This is a genomic window from Pseudomonas cichorii (genome assembly GCF_015471405.1).
GTDB lineage: Bacteria > Pseudomonadota > Gammaproteobacteria > Pseudomonadales > Pseudomonadaceae > Aquipseudomonas > Aquipseudomonas serbiensis.
This window is the reverse complement of sequence record NZ_BLVZ01000014.1, coordinates 115,037-134,969: the sequence shown is the minus strand read 5'-3', so window position 1 is coordinate 134,969 and position 19,933 is coordinate 115,037. Positions and strand designations below refer to the sequence as shown.

The window sequence follows — 19,933 nt, the reverse complement described above, 5'->3', positions numbered from 1 at the left end:
TAAGTGAGAAGCGAATCAGACGGTATGTGCTGCGCGAGAGCTGCTCCTCATGCAATGAAATACCTTTGCTCGCAACGATCGTGTTCTACGCCACTGAACAGGCGCGCATCGACACAGCTGTAGCCGCTAGGCTACTCTTAACGCATGACCGAAAACAATAAACCCATGTACGCAATCGATACCACGCCAGAATTCACTGGTTGGCTGGGCGGGATCAAGGACGTCCAGGGAAAAGCAGCCGTAACCGTCAGGATGTTGCGGGCACAAAACGGAAACTTTGGTGATACAGAGCCCGTCGGCGACGGTCTGAGTGAAATGCGCGTTTTCGTGGGGCCTGGCTACCGGGTGTATTACGTCCGATCAGGCCAGACCAGCTACCTGATGCTTTACGGTAGCGATAAGACCGATCAAAAACGGGGCATCAAACGCGCTAAAGAAATTCTAGACGCACTGCGAGGTGCATGATTATGAGTAACCAAAACAAACCCGAAGACATGCCCATTCTCAATCTGAATCTGGGCAATACAAGCCGCTTCGAGGCTTCCCGCTTCCTGGACACGCCCGAAACCATCAGTGCGTTCCTCGCCGAAGCGATGAAAGAGCACGACCCCGAAGTCATGATGCAGGCGATCGCCGAAGTGGCCAAAGCCCAAGGCGTGAACAGGCTGGCGCAGAACGCCGGGGTGAACCGTGAGAGCCTTTACAAAGCACTGAAGGGCGGAACCCACGTTCGCTACGACACAGTGATGCGCCTCATGCTCGCTGTTGGAGTCGAACTGACTGTGAAGCCATCACAAGCGCCTCGACCGGATGACCTTGTAGTTGTTGATGCAGAGGCCTACGAACACCTCAGCCGCAGCGCAAATCTGCTCACAGGGAAAGGGCTGGTGAAACTACGATCAGGCTTGCGCCCTGCAGCCGCGAAAGCTGCTGCTAAGCCCGCTGCAAAACCAGCAGCGAAAGCGCGTGCGAAACCTGCCGTAAAACCGGCTGCAAAGTCAGCTACTAGGCCCGCAGCGAAAGCGCCAGCGAAACCAGCAGCGAAACCCTCGGACGTTCGCGCCAGCGCCTAATCACGCCAGATCTAGCCCGGCCATGCTCTCGATCTGGCGCGGCTCTGCTTCCATCCGAACACCACGGTAAGAGAGAGCGTCCGCTTCGAGTCGACTTCTGCTTTTCGCGATTGACCGAATCGCCCCGAAACAATCTGTTATCAACGGTTGGAAGCGGCGGCCAGGCTCCTGAGCCAGGCAGTCAAATCACGAAACAGTTTTCGCCATCTCAGAGGTAGCCGCCCAGCCCAGTCCTTCATACACCAATTTGCCAGCCTTGGTCGCGTGGTGTGTCGGTAGAGCGGAGTGGCAGAGATACATCGCGACACTCTCACCGAATCTCATACGGAACAGCAGGAGGCATCAGCGAGTCTGGCATCTTCTGCCAGTTCTCATCTTCATGGCCATATTTCCCGCCCCAGATCACATCCTTCTGACGCTGTAGCCTCCATTGCCCTTGCTCATTTTTGATCAGTTCATACGGCAGGCCGCGACACTGGCGCAGGCGCACGTCGACCTGCAGGCCGAACTGGTAATAGTGGCCCTTCTGCGGCACAAAGGTCATGGTGCTGCTGCACAGGTTATCAGGGCCGTGATAGGAGAGGCCGATGCTTGTTTTTCGGCCTGCAATCACAGGTGTTTCGTAATAATCGCTCCAAGTCGATTTGTCCTGTTCGCTGTCCACAGGCATCCCGAGATCCTGGTTTCGTGTGAGTATGAATTCACTGCTGCGTACCAGGCCGCCAGTGCGTTGGCCATTCAACTCCTGCTCGATAGAGGCCCGTTCGGTGCCGCCCACAATACGCACCCACGCCGTATCCGGGCCAGCGGCGGGCGGGGTGAAAAACCTGTTGTGGGGAAACTGGCTACAGCCGCTGGATAACATCAGAAGCAGGGCGACGGCGGTTTTGCGGTACATGCACTCTTCTCCGTGAGGCGACGATCAGGCAGTCAACGTCAGCAGTTCAGCCGCCAGCTCGCGTGCGTCCTGTTGATAGGTTTCACGCCAGGTTGCTGACCAGTCGGCAGGCCGCCCTTGTTCTTCCCACTCGGCCAGCGCCAGGCCGTTCAGGATCTCCAGCTCAAACCACAGGCTTTGCCAGGCTTCGGCATCCGTCACTAATGTGCTGTCCTGCCAAAGAAACTCGGTGTGTGCGACAAAACTGGCCCAGGCAAACAGAGTCTCGGATGCCTGTTTTGCCTGCTCGATCAACTGCGCCTTATTTGCCATATTTCACCGCCATCACTTTTCCAGAACGGCCATTGACCGTCGCGTGCCCCAGGTGTCGGGTTTGGCACCTTTGGTCTGCGTTGAGACTTTAAGTTCCGTTGCACAAACCTTTGAGTGTGGTCATGAACTGCCGACAAACTTCGCCAGTGCACAAGCAGCGAGACGCTATTCCAGACGACCGGTATTTGTCGGGTGTAGCGACCTTTCGCGAATAAATTCGCTCCCACATCACCTCACAGAGGGAGAAGATTCATCCGCTTCCTCTCAGCAATCACCAGCCCCTGTTTGCTGCACGACAGCGCGGAATGTGACCTTTTGTGAAAATTTAACTGCGACGCAATGCCGCATTCCGGTATGGTTTGGAAAAATTGAGACAAATTGTTTCAGTTGTTTCGTGAGAAAACCGTACCAAGAAGGGGTTTACGTTGGATCTGTCGTCTGCTGCCTGGGTGTTGCATGACACCCGTCTGATCATCTGCTGCCTGATTGCGATTGCCACGATCATCGTGCTGATCAGCGCTACCAAACTTCCTCCGTTTCTGTCGATTCTGGTGGGGACTTTCATCGCAGGGATAGGCGCAGGGTTGCCGCCTGAAGCCGTTGCAAAAGCTTTCAGCAAGGGCGCGGGCGGTATTCTGGGGGAGGCGGGGATTATCATTGCCCTGGGCGCGATGCTCGGTGCGTTGATGGCCGAGTCGGGCGCGGCGGACCGGATTGCTTCCACCTTGCTCGGGCTGGGCAAGGGCAAGACCCTGCCTTGGGTCATGGCGCTGGTGGCAATGGTCATCGGCCTGCCACTGTTTTTTGAGGTCGGGCTGGTGATGATGGTGCCGATCATCTTTGTCATGGCGCGTCAGTCCAATCAGCCGTTGCTGAAAATTGCCATTCCGGCACTGGCGGGCATGACCACGCTGCATGCCTTGATGCCTCCACATCCCGGGCCGCTGATCGCGGTCAGTGCCTTGCACGCCGATCTGGGGCTGACCATGTTGCTGGGGCTCTGCATTGCTGTTCCGGCGGTGATTCTTGCGGGGCCTCTTTACGGCAACTGGCTGTCGAAACGCATGCACATCGAAGAGCCTGCCGAACTGGGCGAGTTGTTCAGTGCCAAGCCCGATGTCAGCCGCCAGCCGAGTTTTGGCATTTCGTTGCTGATCATTCTCTTGCCGGTGATTCTCATGCTCGGCAGCACCTTGGCCAAGGTGCTCATGGCACCTGAAAGCAGCCTCGCGCTGGCCTTGAAGTTTCTTGGCGAGCCGCTGGTTGCCTTGGGCATTGCGGTGCTGGCCGCAACGGTTTGCCTGGGTTGGGCCAACGGTCTTTCCCGTGAGCATGTGGGCGGGACCTTGCGCAAAAGCCTGGCACCGATAGCCGTGCTGTTGCTGACCATCGGTGCCGGTGGCGGCTTGAAACAGACTTTGCTGGATGCCGGTGTCAGCCAGACCATCAGCAAAGTCGCGGAGGGCGCACACATGCCGTATCTGCTGCTGGCCTGGCTGATTGCCGTGGCGTTGCGGCAGGCCACCGGTTCGGCCACCGTGGCGACGACCACGACGGCGGGCATTCTGGCGCCGATGATGGCCAGCCTTGCACCGGTCGAAGCATCGCTGGTGGCTTTGGTGATCGGTGCAGGCTCGGTGTTTTTCTGCCACGTCAACGATGCCGGTTTCTGGATGGTCCGCGAATATTTCGGGCTTCAACTGAAGCAGACGATTTGGGTCTGGTCAGTGTTGCAGACCATCGTTTCGGTTGTCGGGCTGATCGGCACGCTGCTGTTATGGCACTGGTTGACGTGACGCCGCAGCCTCGGGAATACGCCGCAATACATCGTCATAAGGCGCAAGGTCGAGAAAGGCAGTGACCTCGACGGCCTTGCCGTTGCGCATGTGAAAGATCCAGGCATAGCTGTTGTTATAGGCCTGCCCGTCACGCGCCACACCGGCACCGTCCCATTGAATGATGACGTGATCGCCATCCGCCCATATCTGCCTGCTGACGGGCCTAACCGGCCTGGACAGCCGCGATACGAATGGGCGGATGGCCTGCTCGATGAACGGGTCGATACCTCGGTACACCCCGGCACTCGGTCCCGAGCCCTTGATCGTCCAGATGATGTCCGGCGTCAGCATTTCACTGAAGAAGCTGTTCCCGCCTGCGGCCCAGCGATCAAATGCTTCGCTGACGATTTGCTTGTTACGTGCTGCTACATCGCGCTCTGAAGCGGCATCGGCCATGCCCGACATGATCAGCACGACGAACGCCAGGGTGTTTCTGAAGCTTGCTATGCCCATGTTAAAGACTCCTTTTTCTGGAACGCCGCTTTCCCTGTGGGAGGCGGCTTGCCGGCGACTGTTTACAGGCAGATGATTTTTACCGCCCTTGCCACGGGCCAAAATCCGGCCTGCGAGCCCCGCCAAAGATCAGTTGCTGAACCATCGGCCGGGAGACGAAACGGGCCGGAAAGATCGGTTCGGGCGCACTGGCCTGATCCAGGCGCGCCACATGCTCGTCATCCAGTTGAAGGCTGAGCGCGGCCAGGTTGTCCAGCGCCTGAGCCAGGGTTCTGGCCCCCATGACCGGCGCAACTACGGCAGGATTGCGCAACGTCCAGGCCAGCGCCACCCGGGAAGGCGTCGTACCGATTTCTCTGGCGATATCGCCCACGACGGCAGCGATTTGCAAGGCGCGCTCATTCATATGCCCGGATGAGCTGATTACGCCTTTGCGAGTCGGCGAAACATTCGCTTCGCTGGCCTGACTCAGATCATCGCGGCTGTATTTGCCTGTCAGGATGCCGCCACCCAGCGGCGACCATGGCAGCACGCCAAGGCCCATCGCCTGCGCCATCGGGATCAACTCATGCTCGACGCTGCGTTCGACGAGGCTGTACTCGATCTGCAAGGCCACAAGGGGTGACCAGCCACGCAGGTCGGCCAGCGTTTGCAGTTCCGCGACTTTCCACGCCGGGGTGTTGCAGATCCCGAGGTAGAGCACCTTGCCACTGCGCACCAGATCGTCCAGTGCCCGCATCACTTCGTCGGCAGAGGTGGTGAAATCCCAGGCGTGTAGGTAAAGCAGTTCGATACGATCCGTGTCGAGCTGCTTGAGGCTGGTTTCCACCGAGCGCACCAGATTCATGCGATGGTTGCCGCCCGAATTGGGGTCGCCAGGGTCGCGGGCCATGGTGTACTTGGTCGCAACTACGAGGCGATCACGCTTGCCCTTGAGAAACTGCCCCAAGATGCGTTCCGAAGCGCCGTTGGTGTAATTGACAGCGGTATCGATGAAGTTGCCGCCGTTATCGACGTACGTATCGAAAATCTGCCGCGCCTGGGCTTCATCCGCGCCCCAGCCCCAGTCAGAGCCAAAGGTCATGGTGCCGAGGGCGAGCGGTGAGACCCGCATGCCTGATCGTCCGAGCAGGCGGTAATGGTCGAGTGCTGAAATAGTGGACATACTGAACTCCTCACAGAAAGTGGAACCTGAAACCTGTAGGGAATGAGTCTGCATTCAGTGGCGCGCCTGCCTGTAGCCGGATTGTCCTGAGTCCTTGCATGATTATCCGTGTACGCAATAATCCTGACTTTCAAAGGAGCAAGCATGGGCTCTCTGGAAAAGCTGGTCGATCTCATCAGTCGTCACTCCCCGACTGACGGCATACATTCAACGCCGATTGCCGGCGTCAGCCTGGTCCGCTCGGGCGCGCCGACCATTCCGATGCCTGTGGTCTATGAGCCGACGCTCTGCCTGATCGCCCAGGGCCGCAAGCAAGTGGTGGTTGGAACCACTTCGTATGTCTACGATGCGGCCAAATACCTCGTTGCCTCCGTGGACATTCCCGTGACGGGCTCGGTGATCGATGCAAGCGAGACGGCGCCTTATCTGTGCCTTGTTCTCGACCTGGACATGACCGTGCTGAGCGACCTCGTCCTGCGATACCCGGCTCCCGACGGAACGAGCGGCCTGCCTGCCGCAGGCATCGAACTCAACGACACAACCCCCGAACTGCTGGACGCCGCCGCAAGGCTGGCCGCTTTGCTGGATACCCCGGACGATATCGAAGCACTGGCTCCGCTGACGATTCGCGAGATTCTTTACCGGTTGCTGACCAGCAGCGGCAATGGTGTGGTTCGGCAACTGGCCAAAGCCGACAGCCGTCTGAGCCAGATTGCCAAGGCAATTGCCTGGCTGCGCAGCCATTACAGCGAAACCTGCCGCATTGATGACATCGCCGATATCGCAGGCATGAGCCGTTCTACCTTCCACGCGCACTTCAAGGCCGTCACCTCCATGAGCCCGCTGGAGTTTCGCAGCCAGTTGCGGCTCCAGGAGGCCCGTCGCTTGATGGTGGCCGAAGCGCTGGATGCGGCAGGTGCCGGTTACCGGGTGGGCTATGAAAGCCCTTCGCAGTTCAGTAGGGACTATGCCCGCATGTTCGGTTTGTCACCGGCCAGGGATGCCAGTCGGTTGCGCAGTGCAGTCCAGAGGGAATCTGCTGCCTTGCATCTTATTCCTGTGGGTGACGTTTCCTGGCGTTGAGTGGCGCGAGTCTGATGGTCTGACGTGTCTTGCATGGCCATATTGCCTGCGCTCTCCCAAAGCAACCCGACCACAGCCCGCCAAAGCGCAAGACTTCCCGCTGAAAAACCGGATAATGGCCGCCAATCGTTTGCTCGCTATTCTGGTAATCCCGCATGGAAATCAAGGTCAACTTTCTCGACAACCTCCGACTTGAAGCCAAGTTCGACGACTTCACGGTGGTTGCCGATCAACCTATCCGCTACAAGGGCGATGGTTCGGCACCGGGTCCGTTCGACTATTTCCTGGCTTCATCGGCCTTGTGCGCGGCTTACTTTGTGAAGTTGTACTGCGAAACCCGCAACATCCCCACCGACAATATTCGCCTGTCGCAGAACAACATTGTCGATCCGGAAAACCGCTACAACCAGATCTTCAAGATCCAGGTCGAGCTGCCTGCCGATATATCCGCCAAGGACCGCCAGGGCATCCTGCGTTCCATCGACCGTTGCACGGTCAAAAAAGTGGTGCAGGCCGGGCCTGAGTTCGTGATCGAAGAAGTGGAGAATCTGGACGCCGATGCTCAGGCTTTGCTGATGCCGAGCCTGGCTTCGGGAGCGGGCACCTGCATTGCGGGCAAGGACCTGCCGCTGGAACAGACCATCGCCAATATGTCGGGCATCCTGGCGGGCCTTGGCATGAAGATCGAAATCGCCTCGTGGCGCAATATCGTGCCCAATGTCTGGTCGCTGCATATCCGCGACGCGCAATCGCCGATGTGTTTTACCAATGGCAAGGGTGCGACCAAGGAAGGTGCGCTGGCGTCGGCGCTGGGTGAGTTCATCGAACGACTCAACTGCAACTTCTTCTACAACGATCAGTTCTGGGGCGAAGACATCGCCAATGCCGAGTTCGTGCATTACCCGGACGAGCGCTGGTTCAAGCCAGGCCGTAAAGATGCGCTGCCGGAGGAAATCCTCGACGAGTACTGCCTGGAAATCTACAACCCTGACGGCGAACTGCGCGGCTCGCATCTCTACGACACCAACTCCGGCAACGTCGAGCGCGGCATCTGTTCGCTGCCGTATGTGCGCCAGTCGGATGGCGAAGTTGTGTACTTCCCCTCCAACCTGATCGAAAACCTGTTCCTCAGCAATGGCATGAGTGCCGGTAACACGCTGGTCGAAGCGCAGGTTCAATGCCTGTCGGAAATCTTCGAGCGGGCAGTAAAACGCGAAATTCTGGAGGGTGAAATCGCCCTGCCGGATGTGCCGCAGGACGTGTTGGCGAAATACCCTGGCATTCTGGCCGGTATTCAGGGCCTGGAAGAGCAGGGCTTCCCCGTTCTGGTGAAGGACGCCTCGCTGGGCGGCGAATTCCCGGTAATGTGCGTCACTCTGATGAACCCGCGTACCGGTGGCGTGTTTGCCTCGTTTGGCGCGCACCCAAGCTTTGAAGTGGCACTGGAGCGCAGCCTGACGGAATTGTTGCAGGGCCGCAGCTTCGAAGGCTTGAACGATCTGCCGCAGCCGACCTTTGAAAGCCATGCGGTGACCGAGCCCAATAACTTCGTCGAACACTTTATCGACTCCAGCGGTGTGGTGTCGTGGCGCTTCTTCAGTGCGAAATCCGACTTCGAATTTGTCGAGTGGGATTTCTCCGGCCAGGGCGAAAACTCCAATGCCGAGGAAGCCGCGACACTGTTCGGCATTCTCGAAGACATGGGCAAAGAAGTGTACATGGCGGTGTACGAGCACCTCGGTGCATCGGCCTGCCGGATTCTGGTGCCGGGTTACTCCGAGATCTATCCGATAGAGGACCTGATCTGGGATAACACCAACAAGGCGCTGCTGTTCCGTGCCGACATCCTGAACCTGCACAGCCTGAACGCTGCCAGCCTGAAAAAGCTGGTCAAGCGCCTGGAAGACAGCGAACTGGACGATTACACCGACATCACTACCTTGATCGGCATCGAGTTCGATGACAACACAGCCTGGGGCCAGTTGACGATTCTGGAATTGAAACTGCTGATCTACCTCGCCTTGCAGAAGTTTGAAGAGGCGAAAGAACTGGTAGAAGCCTTCCTGCAATTCAACGACAACACCGTCGAACGCGGCTTGTTCTATCAAGCCCTGAACGTGGTACTGGAAGTGGAACTGGACGAAGAGCTGGCGCTGGAAGACTACGAAGTCAACTTCCGTCGCATGTTCGGCAACGAGCGAATGGACGCGGTGCTGGGCTCCATGGACGGCAGCGTCCGCTTCTACGGCCTGACGCCGACCAGCATGAAGCTGGAAGGCCTCGACAGACACCAGCGTTTGATCGACAGCTACAAGAAACTGCATGCGGCGCGGGCGAAGGTGAATCGCTGAGTGCATCGTTAACGTCACAATCCCGCGGGAGAGTCCTTGGCCTGATGCCCGTCAGTCAAGAGGCTGATTTCACAAATCTTGTGTCTGGCAAAACCTGACCAGAACAGCTTGCTGGCGATAGCAGCAGTGAAGTGCGCATATAGGCGGCGTCTTCACATCAGTCTTCGCCAGCAAGCTGCCTCCTACAAAGTGATATGTGCGCCTTATTAGCTCAGTCGCATGGTTTCTTCCCTTTCCCTTGAGTGAAATTTCCTAGAAAATCCTGACCGCTTGTATGTGTCGATTCGGGGATTTAAGGTGCGGCGTCGCTGCAAAATCAGCGGCCGGGTTTAGCGATCCGAATCAAAGGCACAGCAGTGCTACACAACCTGCTTCAAGCGAGCTTTATGCTTGAGGCATGCGTTATGGCGGCTGTGCGTCGGAGACCTTAGGGTCTGCCGGTGTGCCTTTGGGGCCGGTTCGCTAACCGTCGTACAGTCGCCACCCAAATGCGTTTAGCGACGTATCGGGTGGTTAATTCCCCAAAGGAGTTTTACCCCCATGGACCTTCCATACCCCTCACCATCCTGCACCGACCACTTCGAGCCCACCATCTTCATCCGCCATCACCGCATGCTGCGTGCCGTGATGCTCGATGCCCAGGTCTGGTTTCCCTTGCAGGATCTGGCCCGGCTGATGGGCAAGCAACTGGACGAACGCGCCACCCTCAAACTCGATATCGACCAACGCCGCACGGTCTGGCTGCTGACCCACGGCAATTGGGAAAAATGCCTGATGATCAGCGAGTCAGGCGTCTTTGCGATGCTCGTGCATCACTACGTCCCGGAGAACCGCGCACTGCGCCGCTGGCTGGCGCAGGAAGTCTTGCCTGCTCTGGATGCTGCAGATACAACCGATCAACCTCTGCTTTACCAGATGCGCTGGCAGGGCAATGCCCTGAGTTCGCTGCAATGGCATGGGGAGCTGTGGGTGAAGTTGCGGGATTTGCCGGAGCTGGTTCAGGTGCAGCCCGAGGCTGTGACCGGGTCCTGGTGGCGGCGGTTGCTGGGTCGGCGTTGGTCGTTTTTTGCTTGATGTAATGAGTTGATCGTTCCTGGCTGGAGAGGTGGGGGCGATCAATCGGCATTGGCTGATCGTGATGTCCTGAGCTGGTTAGCGGTTTGCTCCCTCAACAATCGCCGCGATGAGGCGTACGAGGTTTGATAAAACCGTATAGGCCAGCAGGATTCCTGTTATCCACGACAGAGTGCTGCGAAACCGCCTGTAAAAATGAGCATTGGGCCGTTCATCACGGTGACCGGCCACGACCGATATGCAGATCAACGCAAGGCAAATATAAATGATGGCATACGGTATGATTTCGGTCCCGCTGACATGGAATGAGCCTCGCTTGCTCACGATCACCAGGTCATTGGTTGCGATCCCGTGAATAACAACTGCGGTAGCGACCAACCAATGGCTGAGGTATACACCAGAGTAAATACCGTCTGCCGGTCATTGGGTTGAGGCAAGGGCAGTTTTGCGAGAGTCACCACTGCCAGGGCGCGTGCTGGCATTGATCGCCACTGCCATTTACGTCGGGGCGAGGGCACTGGGCGGGGCGGTTGCCATGTTTGCGATTGACGCACCAGCATCCATATATAGCCGCAAGCCAGGATCGGTCCACCCAACAGAAACGTGTTGTAGGTCATAGGTGCTGAGGACGCTAATACGCCAATCATCAACAGTGCGCCGTGAGCGATGGCCGGTATCGTGAGTGCTCTGAGCCAGACTTTGCGATTGCCGGAATTTATCCGATAAGACCGAATGCCAAACGCGGATGCCCAGATAATCCCCTGCATCATTAGCAACGCTGCCGCTGTCAGCGTCATGCCGTTACCAAGGCCAAGTCGCTGCCAGAACAATCCCCACGTCACGATGCTGGCGGGAAAAAGTGCTGCCAGCACCATCAGCCACAAGCAGACAGGATGATAAAACAAGCGTTGGTACGACATCCCGGTCATCCATGTTGGGGAAACGGCACTTGACTGGTTAGCCTAGCAGCCTTGGTGCCAAACAGGATTCAGGATTTGCGGGATTCATTCTTGTGATGGAAATAGGGTTTTTTTGCCTGTTCAGAGCAAGCGCGCTCCACCGTCCTCTGTTTGCTGCGCGACAGCGCGGCGCCAAGGCGGCGGGTGATCTCCTACTGTCCAAAGCTCTGCTCGGCCCCTCTATGAAACGCGGCATCCAGCGCCCCGGCGATCTGTGCCAGCAGTTCGGTGGTTTGCGGGATCAGGCGGCCCATGGTGATAAACCCGTGGATCTGCCCCGCAAAGTGGCTGTCGGTCACTGTGACACCCGCTTCATGCAGGCGTTTGCCGTAGGCGCGGCCTTCGTCTTCGAGAGGGTCGCAGCCACAGGTCACTATAAAGGCGGGAGCCAGGCCGCTGAGGTCTTCGGCCAATAACGGGGACGCTCGCCAGTCCAGGCGGTCGGCATCGTTGCGCAGGTATTGAGCCTTGGTCCAGTTCAGTGTGGCGGCTGTCAGCGGCGGTTCCATGGCCAATTGTTGTTGGGAGCGATGAACGCCATGGAAGTCGGTTACCGGGTAGATCAGTGCCTGCAATACCAACGGCGGGTAGCCTGCATCCCGCGCCATCAAGGCGAGGACAGCGGCGATGTTGCCACCGGCGCTGTCGCCGCCGACGGCAAGACGTTCGGCATCGACGCCCAGTTGCGCGGCCTGTGCCTGGACGTAATCCAGAGCAGCGAAGGCATCTTCTATTGCCGCAGGGAATTTGTGCTCTGGCGCCAGGCGGTAATCCACTGCGATCACGATGCAGCGAGCCAGCAGGGCCAGTTGCCGACAAACGCCGTCATGGGTATCCAGATCACCGACGACCCAGCCACCCGAGTGAAAGAACATCAGGGCAGGCAGATTTTCGCCCTCGCTGGTTTCGACCCCGCGATAGAGACGCAAAGGTATCTCGCCGCCCGGGCCTGGTGTGCTCAGGTTTTCAACGGCAACGATTTCCACAGGCGCTGCCGCAAGGGCCTGGCGGCTGCTGCGAAAGGCTGCCCGGGCTTGTTCGGGAGTCGGTTCGCCCGTGGCAGCAGAGGCCTGACGCATCAGGGCAACCACGCGCGCGGCGCCGGGGTCCAACGTCCTGACGTTCAGGGTGGGCGCGAGGTGAGGTGCAGTCATGGCAGTGTCCTTGTGCGATGAGTGAAGGGCGGATTATTCAAAGTGCCAGCTGTAACCGTCGCCCTGGCGTTTGACACGCCCGGCCGAGGTGCCAGCGAAATGGGAGCTGAAATACAGGGCGTCGTGCTCAACCAGAAACGCCAGCAACCATTGCCGTGAGCGATTGGCGGCCTCTGGCAGGCCGCAGAAGCAGGAAGCCCAGAGCGGTTGCGAAACCTGTATGGGGTGATGCATGACGTCGCCGCCAAACATGGCCGTCTTGCCATCGTGCTGATAACTGATGGACATGTGGCCCACGCTATGGCCTTGGGTCGGATGGAAGTGGAAGTCCTCCAGAAACGGCCCGCCCTCGGCTCCGATCATCAGTGCCTGACCGGATTCGATCACCGGCAGCACGCTGTCGACAAAGGCCTGATAACCCATGGCCTGACGTCCGGGGCCATTGACGAAATACTCATACTCAACCTCTGGAAACACATACCTGGCATTGGGAAAGGTCGGCACCCACTGGCCATCCACCAGATGAGTGTTCCAGCCGATATGGTCGGTGTGCAAATGGGTGAGCAGCACGTAGTCGACCTCTTCGGGGGTTACCCCGGCAGCCGCCAGGCGTTCCAGCCAGGGCTCGTTCAACTGGTGAAAGATGGGCAGTGCAGGACGATGTTTGCCATTGCCGACGCCGGTATCGACCAGCACCGTATACTGCGGCGTCTTGATGACCCAGGTATGCACGCTGATGATCACCTTCTGGCCTGTGGCGGTGAGGCTATCGGGCACCAGCCATGAGCGCTGCGGGTCAATGGCGCTGTTGTCCCAGTCCGGCAACAGCGCATTGGGCGCAAAGGCGTCGAACAGTTTTTCGCTGACGCGGGTGATGTGGGTCGAGCCAAATGTGTAGTGCTTGGCGTTCATGTTAATATCTCGCTGATACCGATCAGTATCATGTTGATACCGGTCGGTATCATAGTCAAGGGTGACTCATGAAAAGAGACAGTCAGAAATTGCCGCCTCGGGAGAGAATCCTGCTCGCCGCCGATGAGCTTTTTTATCGAGACGGGATTCGTGGCGTCGGCGTGGAGGCTATCGCCGCCCATGCAGGCACCACCAAAATGGGGATCTACCGGCACTTTGCGAACAAGGACGCGCTGGTTGCCGAATGGTTGCGACTGGAGTCCCTGGCCTATGCCGATGTGCTGGACCAACTCAAGGTGCAACACCCCGATGATCCCAAGGCCCAGTTGCTGGGCTGGGCTCGGTTCATTGCCAGTCGTTTGGCCGCCGATGCCGATAGAGGCTGCTGTTTCGCCAACTCGGTCGCCGAGCTGCCGGACAAGGAGCATCCTGCGCGAGCTGTGATTGAAGCTCACTCACGCGACCTCAGCGAGCGTCTGATTGCGCTGTGTAACGAGGCAGGTCTGACGGACCCGGAAGGCACCGCCAGCGAAATCCTGTTTGTGCTCGACGGCGCGCAGTTGGCGGCGCAAAGCCGGGGCGATGCTCAGAAGGTTGGTGAGCGACTGGTGAGCATCGTCCAGCGTCTGGTCGGGTAAGCAAAGCGTAATCATCAGAGGCAGAAAATGCGGCAAAACCGAATCAGGATGATCATGCCAGCCAGCGCCGCCGACGCTTTTGAGGCCTTCCACGACCATGATGTACGAATGCGCTGGGACAGCTTGCTATCGCGGGCTGAAGTGGAAGGCGGCGGGAGCCATCCCTATGTGGGCGCGATCACCTTCAATCAGGGGCGCGGCTGGAAACGCTTTTTCGCCATGCGCACTCGATTTGTGAATTATCAGCCGGGCAAGGTAGCGGCTGCCGTGCTGGTTGAGCCTGCGGGCTGGTTCGAGGGCTGGGCTGCATCGATGCAGCACCGCGACCTTGATGACGAACGCTCGGAGCTGATTTACACCTTCCGAATCCAGATGCGCCCACGATGGTTGGGCCGAGTCCTCGATCCTCTGGTCAACCGACTGTTCGAGCACGAAACCCGGCGGCGCTTTGCTGCGATGGCGGAGTATTTGCGGAGCAGAGATTGAAAACCGCTGGATGTTGATCGTGCCTGTCTAATGGAGATGGAACGATCAACTAGCGCTGAGCAGGTCGCGAGTTTAGAAGATGTGCCTGGAAATGATTTTTGAAATCTCGACAATCTCGGTCTTGCCGGTGAATTCGAATTTCACTTTACCCAGCGCCGAAAAGTAGACCTCAAGTTCGGAGTCCAGATCGAAGGTCCCGGAGGTTTCCACGGAATAGGCGACGATGTTCTTGTAGGGCAGGGACGTGAAGTCCTTCTTGCTGCCGGTGATGCCCTGCACGTTGACCGCAATGATTCGCTTGCTGGTGAAAACCACGCCGTCGCGCATCGATTTATAGGAGTCGATGACCTGTTCGCCTTCCAGCAGAAGTTCGGTAACGCGCTCGGCGTATTCGCTGTTCTGCTTCAGCTTGAAGAAACCTTTGTTACTGAAGTCAATCATCCCTTTATCCCTGTCTTCAAATGTGTGTTTTCAGGCCTTCGGGCATCTGCCAGCAGGCTGACTGTGGATGTCGCGCCGAGGATAGCACTATGCCTGTTTTCTGGCTGGATGTGTCTTCAATGAGTGTGGCAGAGCGGTTGCGGACGCCCGGATGCAGCCAGTATCGGTAGCCAATCAGCGAAAACCTGCAAATAGTCTTAACTAACCCGGCGAGCGTGCCGACAACCCATCTAGAGCTACGTTTGTATCTATCTGAAGGACCACAAGAGGACGGCAGGGTGTCTATAAAACTACGTTTGCTTCTGCTTATCGGGACCGGTGTGCTAGCCATCCTGATCATGAGTCTGGTCAGTTATGTGGGCAATGTCCGGATGGCCCATGCGATGGAGGACAACGAGGTCAGCATGACCGCGCTGCGCAACCATCTTGAAGCCGACATGATGCATGACGCTTTGCGCGCCGATGTGCTCTCGGCCATGCTGGTTGGCCTGGGCAAGAGCGACAGCACCAAAGACGAGGTGCGAAGCTCCATTGCCGAACATGCCGCACTCTTTCGTAAAGTGCTCGACGAAAACCTCAAGCTGCCGGTCGATGAAACTATCAAGGCAGGCCTGAACAAGGTCAAACCCAGCCTCGAAACCTACATTGCCGCTGGCGAAAGAATTGTCGGGCTGGCCCTCGACAACCCTGAGAGCGCACAAAAGGAACTGGGCGTCTTCAACAAGGCGTTCGGCGAGCTTGAAGACGAAATGGCCAGCCTGAGCGAGGTCATCGAAAGCAGCACGCAACAGACCAGCGAAGAAACTCAACAAGCCAGCAGCAATGCCAACCTCACCCTTGGTGTTGTACTCGTCGCCAGCCTGATATTGCTGGTCGTTCAGGGGCTCTGGGTTATCCGCAGCATCATGGGGCCGTTGCAGTCCGCCAGCCGGATCGCTGAAAGCATCGCCCATGGCAACCTGAGCGAATCCATCGCCGAGCCCCGGCAACAAGACGAAGCGGGCATGCTGATTCGCAGCCTGGCAACCATGCAGCGCGACTTGCGAGGCATGATCGAAGTGGTGCGCCGCAATGCCCACGGCGTCACCGACATGAGCCAGCAACTGAGCAGCGGCTGCCATGAAGTGGCGGGTAGCAGCCAGCAGCAAAGCACCGCAGCCAGCACCATGTCTGCAGCGGCCAGTGAAATGACGGCCAGCATCGAAGAAATCACCCGGCATGCCGAGCGTGCTCTGAACATGGCCAACCAGGCCGAAGCTCTGGCCAGAAATGGTGGTCGAGTGATTCATCAGGTGGTCAGCGATATGGAAGGCATTGCCCGTTCTTCGCAGCAATCGGCCCAGGTGATCCGCAATCTGGATGAAGAGTCCGAGGGCATTTTCAATATCATCCAGGTGATCAAGGGCATCGCCGACCAGACCAACCTGCTCGCCCTCAATGCCGCCATCGAAGCAGCACGCGCCGGAGAGCAGGGACGTGGCTTTGCGGTGGTTGCCGACGAAGTCAGAAGCCTGGCCGGGCGCACCAGCGCCTCCACCCAGGAAATTGCCAGCATGGTTTCGCGTATCCAGCAAAACACTCGCGAAGCCGTCACCAGCATGGAAGCGGGCGTTGCCCAGGTCGACAAGGGCATGGCCGTCACCGCCGAAGTCGAACGCGCCATCCGCGAAATCCTCGAAGCCACGCTGAGCACGACCCAACTGGTCAACGACATCAGCCGCACCATCAGCGAACAAAGCCTGGCCAGCAACGAAATCGCTCATCAGGTGGAAATGATCGCCAACATGTCCGAAGGCAATAGCAGAGTCATTGGCCAGACGGCGGGGACGACCGATGACTTATCGGCGCTGGCGGGGCAGTTATCGCAGTCGGTGGATCGGTTTCGGCTTTGACGTGGAGGGGGCGGTACCGCGCAGATATCAATAAGGTCGTCGGGTTTGTTATGGATGGCGAACCTGGTACCAGACCACCAGGATGTTTGTGCGGGAGGCTTCTATTCATGACTGCCGCTCCAATAGACTATTTTGGATCAAAACAGGGATGCCCAGTTGTTTTTGAACATGTGACAGCCTGCTTTGAGTGTTTTTTAGAAGCCCCTGTGCTGACGCTCGCTCAATGAATAGCCAAAATAGCGGGTAGGATTTTTTTCATGTTTTCTCTCTTGCCGACCCTGCTAGAGTAAAAAATAACAGGGAGGTATTTGCAATGGATATAAAGGAAACAGTTAAAAAAGTGTTGTCAGATAATTTGGAGGTCCGTGCCGACTTATTAACAGATGGAGCTCAACTGGCCAGTTTTGCTGATGATCTGGATAGGGTTGAAGTTGTTATGGATCTTGAGAGTACGTTTCATATCAATTTTTCCGATGAGGAGGGAACGGGCTGGGTCACGATTATGGATGTCGTTGATGGTGTGAAATCCAAGATTCGAAGTGCAGGGGGCGATAAGGATTATGATGCTGTGCTGAGCAAGATCAATAGTCAGTTTGGTGTGAGTATCAGCAAGAGGGCGGCAGGAAATCTCAAAAGCTTTCAGGACTTGGTGAATTACATTTGTAACTCTCGTGCGTGACGTTTGCTATCGAGTCGCTGTCCGTGTGTGCTGTTTAAAGGCAGCACACACGCAGGAAATATGAGTGTCGCCTTGTCTTGTCACCCCCCCACCCCTTTTTGCCCTATCATTCGCCCTTTTACAAAGGCCGATGATCCCTCATGACAACCACACCCACCACCCTGCTCGCCGCGCTGCAAGCTTCCACGATGCTGGAAATCGACGGGCTTCACGCCTGGGAATTCTCTCTGGGCGATGGTCTGAATATCGAGTGCATGGATGGCCGTGAGCGCAAGGTATGGCGTTTCAGCCTGGCGCAGATTCAGGCGGCGACCTTCGATGAAAGCCTGCAAAGCTGGGTCATCAACGATGGCAATGCCGATCACCGCATCATCTGCCTCGATGCGTTCACCCCCAATGATGAGGATGAAAGCGAGCTGGATTGATTCTCCCGCAAAACTACATGAGCGATAGCCTGTCATAGCCCTGACTGTCGCTAAGCCGGCACCCATAATTTGAACAAGAAAAGGAATGCCCCCATGACTCCTGCGTTTCTGCCGTGGCTGGCGCTTGCCAGTGCAATCAGTGTTTTCCCCGTACAGGCCCAAACCATGTCCGATACCGATTTGCTGGTGGGTTCCTACACCCAGGGCAAGAGCGAAGGCATCTACCGTTTCGGCTTCGATAGCCAGACGGGCAAGATCGATCCCGCACCGCGTCAGGTGATCCGTGCCGAAAATCCCTCCTGGCTGACCCTCTCCAAGGACGGGCGTTACTTGTACGCGGTCAACGAGAACGGGCCAGGGCAGAGTGATGTGGAAGGCAAGGTCAGCAGTTTTGCCATCGCACCCAAGACCCATCAGGTGACGCCTCTCAATCAGGTCAAGAGCAAGGGCGACGAGCCTACGCATTCGAGCCTGAGCCCTGATGGGCGTTATCTGTTTGTCTCCAACTATGCGGTACAGCCCGATCCTGGCGGGTCTTTGGCTGTATTGCCGATCGGCAAGGATGGCAAGCTTCAGGACGTTGTGCAGTCTGCCGGGCCGAATGCTGCCAGCCAGGTCAACCCGGAGCGGCAGATGTCTTCCCATGTGCATGCGGCGGTTCCTACGCCCGATGGCAAGTATGTGGTTGCTGCCGATCTTGGCGCCGACAAACTGTTCGTGTACCGCTATGACGCCAGTCAGGCCAGGCCTTTGCAGCCGGCCAGTACTGCTTCGGTGCAGTTGCCGGGCGGTAGCGGACCGCGGCATATCCTGTTCAGTCGTGAAGGCAAGCATGCCTGGCTGGTTCTGGAAATGTCGGCTCAGGTCGCGGTGTTTGATTATCTGGATGGCGAGTTCAAGCAGACCCAACTGGTCGATCTGAAAAATCAGGGCGTGCAACAACGCAATGGTGCCGGTGGTTTGCATGCATCGCCCGATGGCCGTTTTCTGTATGTCGCCAATCGGGGTGAAGCCAATCAATTGCTGGTTTTCCGGATCGATCCGACCACGGGCAAGCTTGAAGAGCTACAGCGTCGCTCGGTGGAAGGTACGGAGCCACGGGAATTCAGCTTCGACCCCAGTGGCAAATTCATGCTGATCGCCAACCAGAAGAGCAACCAGATCGTGACGGTTCGCCGCGACCCGCAAAGCGGAATGCTGGGTGATACGGTGCAGAAAATCGATTTCGACTCGCCTTCGGATTTGCATTTCCTGTCTCGCGATTGACTGCCTCCAAGGCTCAAGCCCGTGGTTTACGTGGGCTTGAGCAACTATTAATCCAGATGATATGAGTTAGTGGCATAAAAGATTTTTGAATGAGCAGCCTCGGGCGTAAGTTTGAGTCACGGCCAGAACGGCCACCACTTGAATCCAAGCGTGCATATATAAAAGACCACCGAGGGTTAACGACATGAACTTCAATATCTTTTCCATCATTGCAGCATCGGCTATTTCGGCATCTGTTGTTCTCCCTGCCAGCGCCAGCGTTGAAGTCAGCGACAAGAAAGCCCACGCCACCCAGACTTACACTCCAAAATACCTGCAAAAAAGTGCCAACTTCTATGCCGCGCTGGACCACAAGACCGCGCAGTAAGCACTGAACGATCACGGTTTTCACTGGCTCACACAGGTTTTTGCGACCACTGCCCATTGCGTGGCAGACCATGCATCTACTGTGGACTGGGCTTACACCGAATCCCCCGTTACTTCATGAGTGACGGGGGATTTTTATGCGTGGGTGTTTATCCTGGGTTGAGCTTTTATTTTCCACTCATCAAGAAAACTGATAGTGGCTATGCATACCTATGGTTTTTCAATGTTGTGGATATCGACGATCCTGTTGGCCATGCAAAACATTATGGAGCAGTAAACATGGCCACTGCCATTCTGGGTTCAATCAAACAAGGCGCGTATATCGCAATTTCGCTTTATGTGGTTTTCATTGCTGTAGTGACCATCACCAGCATGAACCCCCAGCTTAAAACCCGCACCTACGAATCGGCTGCGCCTTCTGTGGTCGTGGCTGCGGACTCACAGGAACGCGCTTCGTGATTCGGGTTG

Annotated in this window: 21 protein-coding genes and 2 pseudogenes; 15 read left to right on the top strand and 8 right to left on the bottom strand. The window is 57.2% G+C overall.

Annotated elements, in window-relative coordinates:
• The first annotated feature begins 144 nt into the window (after positions 1–144).
• Positions 145–465, top strand: a complete 321-nt coding sequence (locus JL015_RS21390) for a type II toxin-antitoxin system RelE/ParE family toxin (protein WP_236250248.1) — start codon at positions 145–147, stop codon at positions 463–465.
• Positions 466–467: 2 nt separating this feature from the next.
• Positions 468–791 (top strand): annotated as a pseudogene (locus tag JL015_RS27775) (addiction module antidote protein); the annotation flags it as partial.
• 592 nt (positions 792–1,383) lie between these two features.
• On the opposite strand, the gene JL015_RS21380 reads toward JL015_RS27775, so the two are convergent.
• On the bottom strand, positions 1,384–1,971 hold the full coding sequence (locus tag JL015_RS21380; RefSeq protein ID WP_201019844.1) for a hypothetical protein: 588 nt from the start codon (positions 1,969–1,971) through the stop codon (positions 1,384–1,386).
• A 24-nt stretch (positions 1,972–1,995) separates the two neighbouring features.
• Positions 1,996–2,283 carry a hypothetical protein gene (locus JL015_RS21375; protein ID WP_201019843.1) on the bottom strand — a complete coding sequence of 96 codons (288 nt, stop codon included), beginning with the start codon at positions 2,281–2,283 and terminating at the stop codon, positions 1,996–1,998.
• Between the two features lie 425 nt (positions 2,284–2,708).
• Between JL015_RS21375 and JL015_RS21370 the strand changes: the two genes are divergently transcribed.
• On the top strand, positions 2,709–4,079 hold the full coding sequence (locus JL015_RS21370; RefSeq protein ID WP_201019842.1) for a GntT/GntP/DsdX family permease: 1,371 nt from the start codon (positions 2,709–2,711) through the stop codon (positions 4,077–4,079).
• Here JL015_RS21370 and JL015_RS21365 read toward each other — a convergent pair.
• Both JL015_RS21365 and JL015_RS21360 read right to left on the bottom strand, forming a co-directional pair.
• Entirely contained in the window at positions 4,059–4,574 is a 516-nt protein-coding gene (locus JL015_RS21365; protein WP_201019841.1) for a nuclear transport factor 2 family protein, read from the bottom strand. The genes JL015_RS21370 and JL015_RS21365 overlap by 21 nt on opposite strands.
• 79 nt (positions 4,575–4,653) lie before the next feature.
• Positions 4,654–5,739: an aldo/keto reductase gene (locus JL015_RS21360; protein WP_201019840.1), complete on the bottom strand. Its 1,086-nt coding sequence runs from the start codon at positions 5,737–5,739 to the stop codon at positions 4,654–4,656.
• A gap of 144 nt (positions 5,740–5,883) precedes the next feature.
• Between JL015_RS21360 and JL015_RS21355 the strand changes: the two genes are divergently transcribed.
• From JL015_RS21355 to JL015_RS21345, 3 genes are all read left to right on the top strand, one after another.
• Positions 5,884–6,822 carry an AraC family transcriptional regulator gene (locus JL015_RS21355; protein ID WP_201019839.1) on the top strand — a complete coding sequence of 313 codons (939 nt, stop codon included), beginning with the start codon at positions 5,884–5,886 and terminating at the stop codon, positions 6,820–6,822.
• A gap of 155 nt (positions 6,823–6,977) precedes the next feature.
• Positions 6,978–9,173 (top strand): OsmC domain/YcaO domain-containing protein, encoded by a 2,196-nt coding sequence (locus JL015_RS21350; protein ID WP_201019838.1) that lies wholly within the window; start codon positions 6,978–6,980, stop codon positions 9,171–9,173.
• Between the two features lie 540 nt (positions 9,174–9,713).
• Positions 9,714–10,247, top strand: coding sequence for a BRO-N domain-containing protein (locus JL015_RS21345; protein WP_201019837.1), 534 nt, complete (start codon positions 9,714–9,716; stop codon positions 10,245–10,247).
• A gap of 326 nt (positions 10,248–10,573) precedes the next feature.
• On the opposite strand, the gene JL015_RS21340 is transcribed toward JL015_RS21345, so the two are convergent.
• The 3 genes from JL015_RS21340 to JL015_RS21330 form a co-directional block, all read right to left on the bottom strand.
• The gene (locus tag JL015_RS21340) at positions 10,574–11,167 is read right to left on the bottom strand and encodes a hypothetical protein (RefSeq protein WP_201019836.1); all 594 of its coding nucleotides are present in this window, start codon (positions 11,165–11,167) and stop codon (positions 10,574–10,576) included.
• A 191-nt stretch (positions 11,168–11,358) separates the two neighbouring features.
• Positions 11,359–12,360 (bottom strand): alpha/beta hydrolase, encoded by a 1,002-nt coding sequence (locus JL015_RS21335; RefSeq protein WP_201019835.1) that lies wholly within the window; start codon positions 12,358–12,360, stop codon positions 11,359–11,361.
• A gap of 33 nt (positions 12,361–12,393) precedes the next feature.
• Positions 12,394–13,272 (bottom strand): MBL fold metallo-hydrolase, encoded by an 879-nt coding sequence (locus JL015_RS21330; protein WP_201019834.1) that lies wholly within the window; start codon positions 13,270–13,272, stop codon positions 12,394–12,396.
• Positions 13,273–13,340: 68 nt separating this feature from the next.
• On the opposite strand from JL015_RS21330, the gene JL015_RS21325 reads away from it, so the two are divergent.
• Both JL015_RS21325 and JL015_RS21320 read left to right on the top strand, forming a co-directional pair.
• The gene (locus tag JL015_RS21325) at positions 13,341–13,910 is read left to right on the top strand and encodes a TetR/AcrR family transcriptional regulator (RefSeq protein ID WP_201019833.1); all 570 of its coding nucleotides are present in this window, start codon (positions 13,341–13,343) and stop codon (positions 13,908–13,910) included.
• 27 nt (positions 13,911–13,937) lie between these two features.
• Positions 13,938–14,396: an SRPBCC family protein gene (locus tag JL015_RS21320; RefSeq protein WP_201019832.1), complete on the top strand. Its 459-nt coding sequence runs from the start codon at positions 13,938–13,940 to the stop codon at positions 14,394–14,396.
• Positions 14,397–14,468: 72 nt separating this feature from the next.
• Here the strand turns inward: JL015_RS21320 and JL015_RS21315 are convergent, their stop codons facing one another.
• Positions 14,469–14,837, bottom strand: coding sequence for a PH domain-containing protein (locus JL015_RS21315; protein WP_201004423.1), 369 nt, complete (start codon positions 14,835–14,837; stop codon positions 14,469–14,471).
• A gap of 215 nt (positions 14,838–15,052) precedes the next feature.
• Between JL015_RS21315 and JL015_RS28170 the strand changes: the two are divergent.
• The 7 genes and pseudogenes from JL015_RS28170 to JL015_RS21285 form a co-directional block, all read left to right on the top strand.
• Positions 15,053–15,871: pseudogene (locus JL015_RS28170) on the top strand (HAMP domain-containing protein); the annotation flags it as partial.
• The gene (locus JL015_RS28165; RefSeq protein WP_374063456.1) at positions 15,866–16,729 is read left to right on the top strand and encodes a methyl-accepting chemotaxis protein; all 864 of its coding nucleotides are present in this window, start codon (positions 15,866–15,868) and stop codon (positions 16,727–16,729) included. The pseudogene JL015_RS28170 and the gene JL015_RS28165, both read left to right, overlap by 6 nt.
• Positions 16,730–17,042: 313 nt before the next feature.
• A complete protein-coding gene (locus tag JL015_RS21305) occupies positions 17,043–17,408 on the top strand; it encodes a hypothetical protein (protein WP_201019830.1) in 366 nt (121 codons plus the stop codon).
• A gap of 140 nt (positions 17,409–17,548) precedes the next feature.
• Positions 17,549–17,833, top strand: coding sequence for a DUF5629 family protein (locus JL015_RS21300; protein ID WP_201019829.1), 285 nt, complete (start codon positions 17,549–17,551; stop codon positions 17,831–17,833).
• 93 nt (positions 17,834–17,926) lie between these two features.
• A complete protein-coding gene (locus JL015_RS21295) occupies positions 17,927–19,099 on the top strand; it encodes a lactonase family protein (RefSeq protein ID WP_201019828.1) in 1,173 nt (390 codons plus the stop codon).
• 184 nt (positions 19,100–19,283) lie between these two features.
• Entirely contained in the window at positions 19,284–19,466 is a 183-nt protein-coding gene (locus JL015_RS21290; RefSeq protein ID WP_201019827.1) for a hypothetical protein, read from the top strand.
• A 140-nt stretch (positions 19,467–19,606) separates the two neighbouring features.
• The gene (locus tag JL015_RS21285; protein WP_201019826.1) at positions 19,607–19,924 is read left to right on the top strand and encodes a hypothetical protein; all 318 of its coding nucleotides are present in this window, start codon (positions 19,607–19,609) and stop codon (positions 19,922–19,924) included.
• Positions 19,925–19,933: the final 9 nt, after the last annotated feature.

Coding starts and splice junctions, on each gene's coding strand:
- JL015_RS21390 (WP_236250248.1), top strand. CDS start 145: ATGACCGAAAACAATAAACCCATGTACGCAATCGATACCACGCCAGAA.
- JL015_RS21380 (WP_201019844.1), bottom strand. CDS start 1,971: ATGTACCGCAAAACCGCCGTCGCCCTGCTTCTGATGTTATCCAGCGGC.
- JL015_RS21375 (WP_201019843.1), bottom strand. CDS start 2,283: ATGGCAAATAAGGCGCAGTTGATCGAGCAGGCAAAACAGGCATCCGAG.
- JL015_RS21365 (WP_201019841.1), bottom strand. CDS start 4,574: ATGGGCATAGCAAGCTTCAGAAACACCCTGGCGTTCGTCGTGCTGATC.
- JL015_RS21360 (WP_201019840.1), bottom strand. CDS start 5,739: ATGTCCACTATTTCAGCACTCGACCATTACCGCCTGCTCGGACGATCA.
- JL015_RS21355 (WP_201019839.1), top strand. CDS start 5,884: ATGGGCTCTCTGGAAAAGCTGGTCGATCTCATCAGTCGTCACTCCCCG.
- JL015_RS21350 (WP_201019838.1), top strand. CDS start 6,978: ATGGAAATCAAGGTCAACTTTCTCGACAACCTCCGACTTGAAGCCAAG.
- JL015_RS21345 (WP_201019837.1), top strand. CDS start 9,714: ATGGACCTTCCATACCCCTCACCATCCTGCACCGACCACTTCGAGCCC.
- JL015_RS21340 (WP_201019836.1), bottom strand. CDS start 11,167: ATGTCGTACCAACGCTTGTTTTATCATCCTGTCTGCTTGTGGCTGATG.
- JL015_RS21335 (WP_201019835.1), bottom strand. CDS start 12,360: ATGACTGCACCTCACCTCGCGCCCACCCTGAACGTCAGGACGTTGGAC.
- JL015_RS21330 (WP_201019834.1), bottom strand. CDS start 13,272: ATGAACGCCAAGCACTACACATTTGGCTCGACCCACATCACCCGCGTC.
- JL015_RS21325 (WP_201019833.1), top strand. CDS start 13,341: ATGAAAAGAGACAGTCAGAAATTGCCGCCTCGGGAGAGAATCCTGCTC.
- JL015_RS21320 (WP_201019832.1), top strand. CDS start 13,938: ATGCGGCAAAACCGAATCAGGATGATCATGCCAGCCAGCGCCGCCGAC.
- JL015_RS21315 (WP_201004423.1), bottom strand. CDS start 14,837: ATGATTGACTTCAGTAACAAAGGTTTCTTCAAGCTGAAGCAGAACAGC.
- JL015_RS28165 (WP_374063456.1), top strand. CDS start 15,866: ATGCAGCGCGACTTGCGAGGCATGATCGAAGTGGTGCGCCGCAATGCC.
- JL015_RS21305 (WP_201019830.1), top strand. CDS start 17,043: ATGGATATAAAGGAAACAGTTAAAAAAGTGTTGTCAGATAATTTGGAG.
- JL015_RS21300 (WP_201019829.1), top strand. CDS start 17,549: ATGACAACCACACCCACCACCCTGCTCGCCGCGCTGCAAGCTTCCACG.
- JL015_RS21295 (WP_201019828.1), top strand. CDS start 17,927: ATGACTCCTGCGTTTCTGCCGTGGCTGGCGCTTGCCAGTGCAATCAGT.
- JL015_RS21290 (WP_201019827.1), top strand. CDS start 19,284: ATGAACTTCAATATCTTTTCCATCATTGCAGCATCGGCTATTTCGGCA.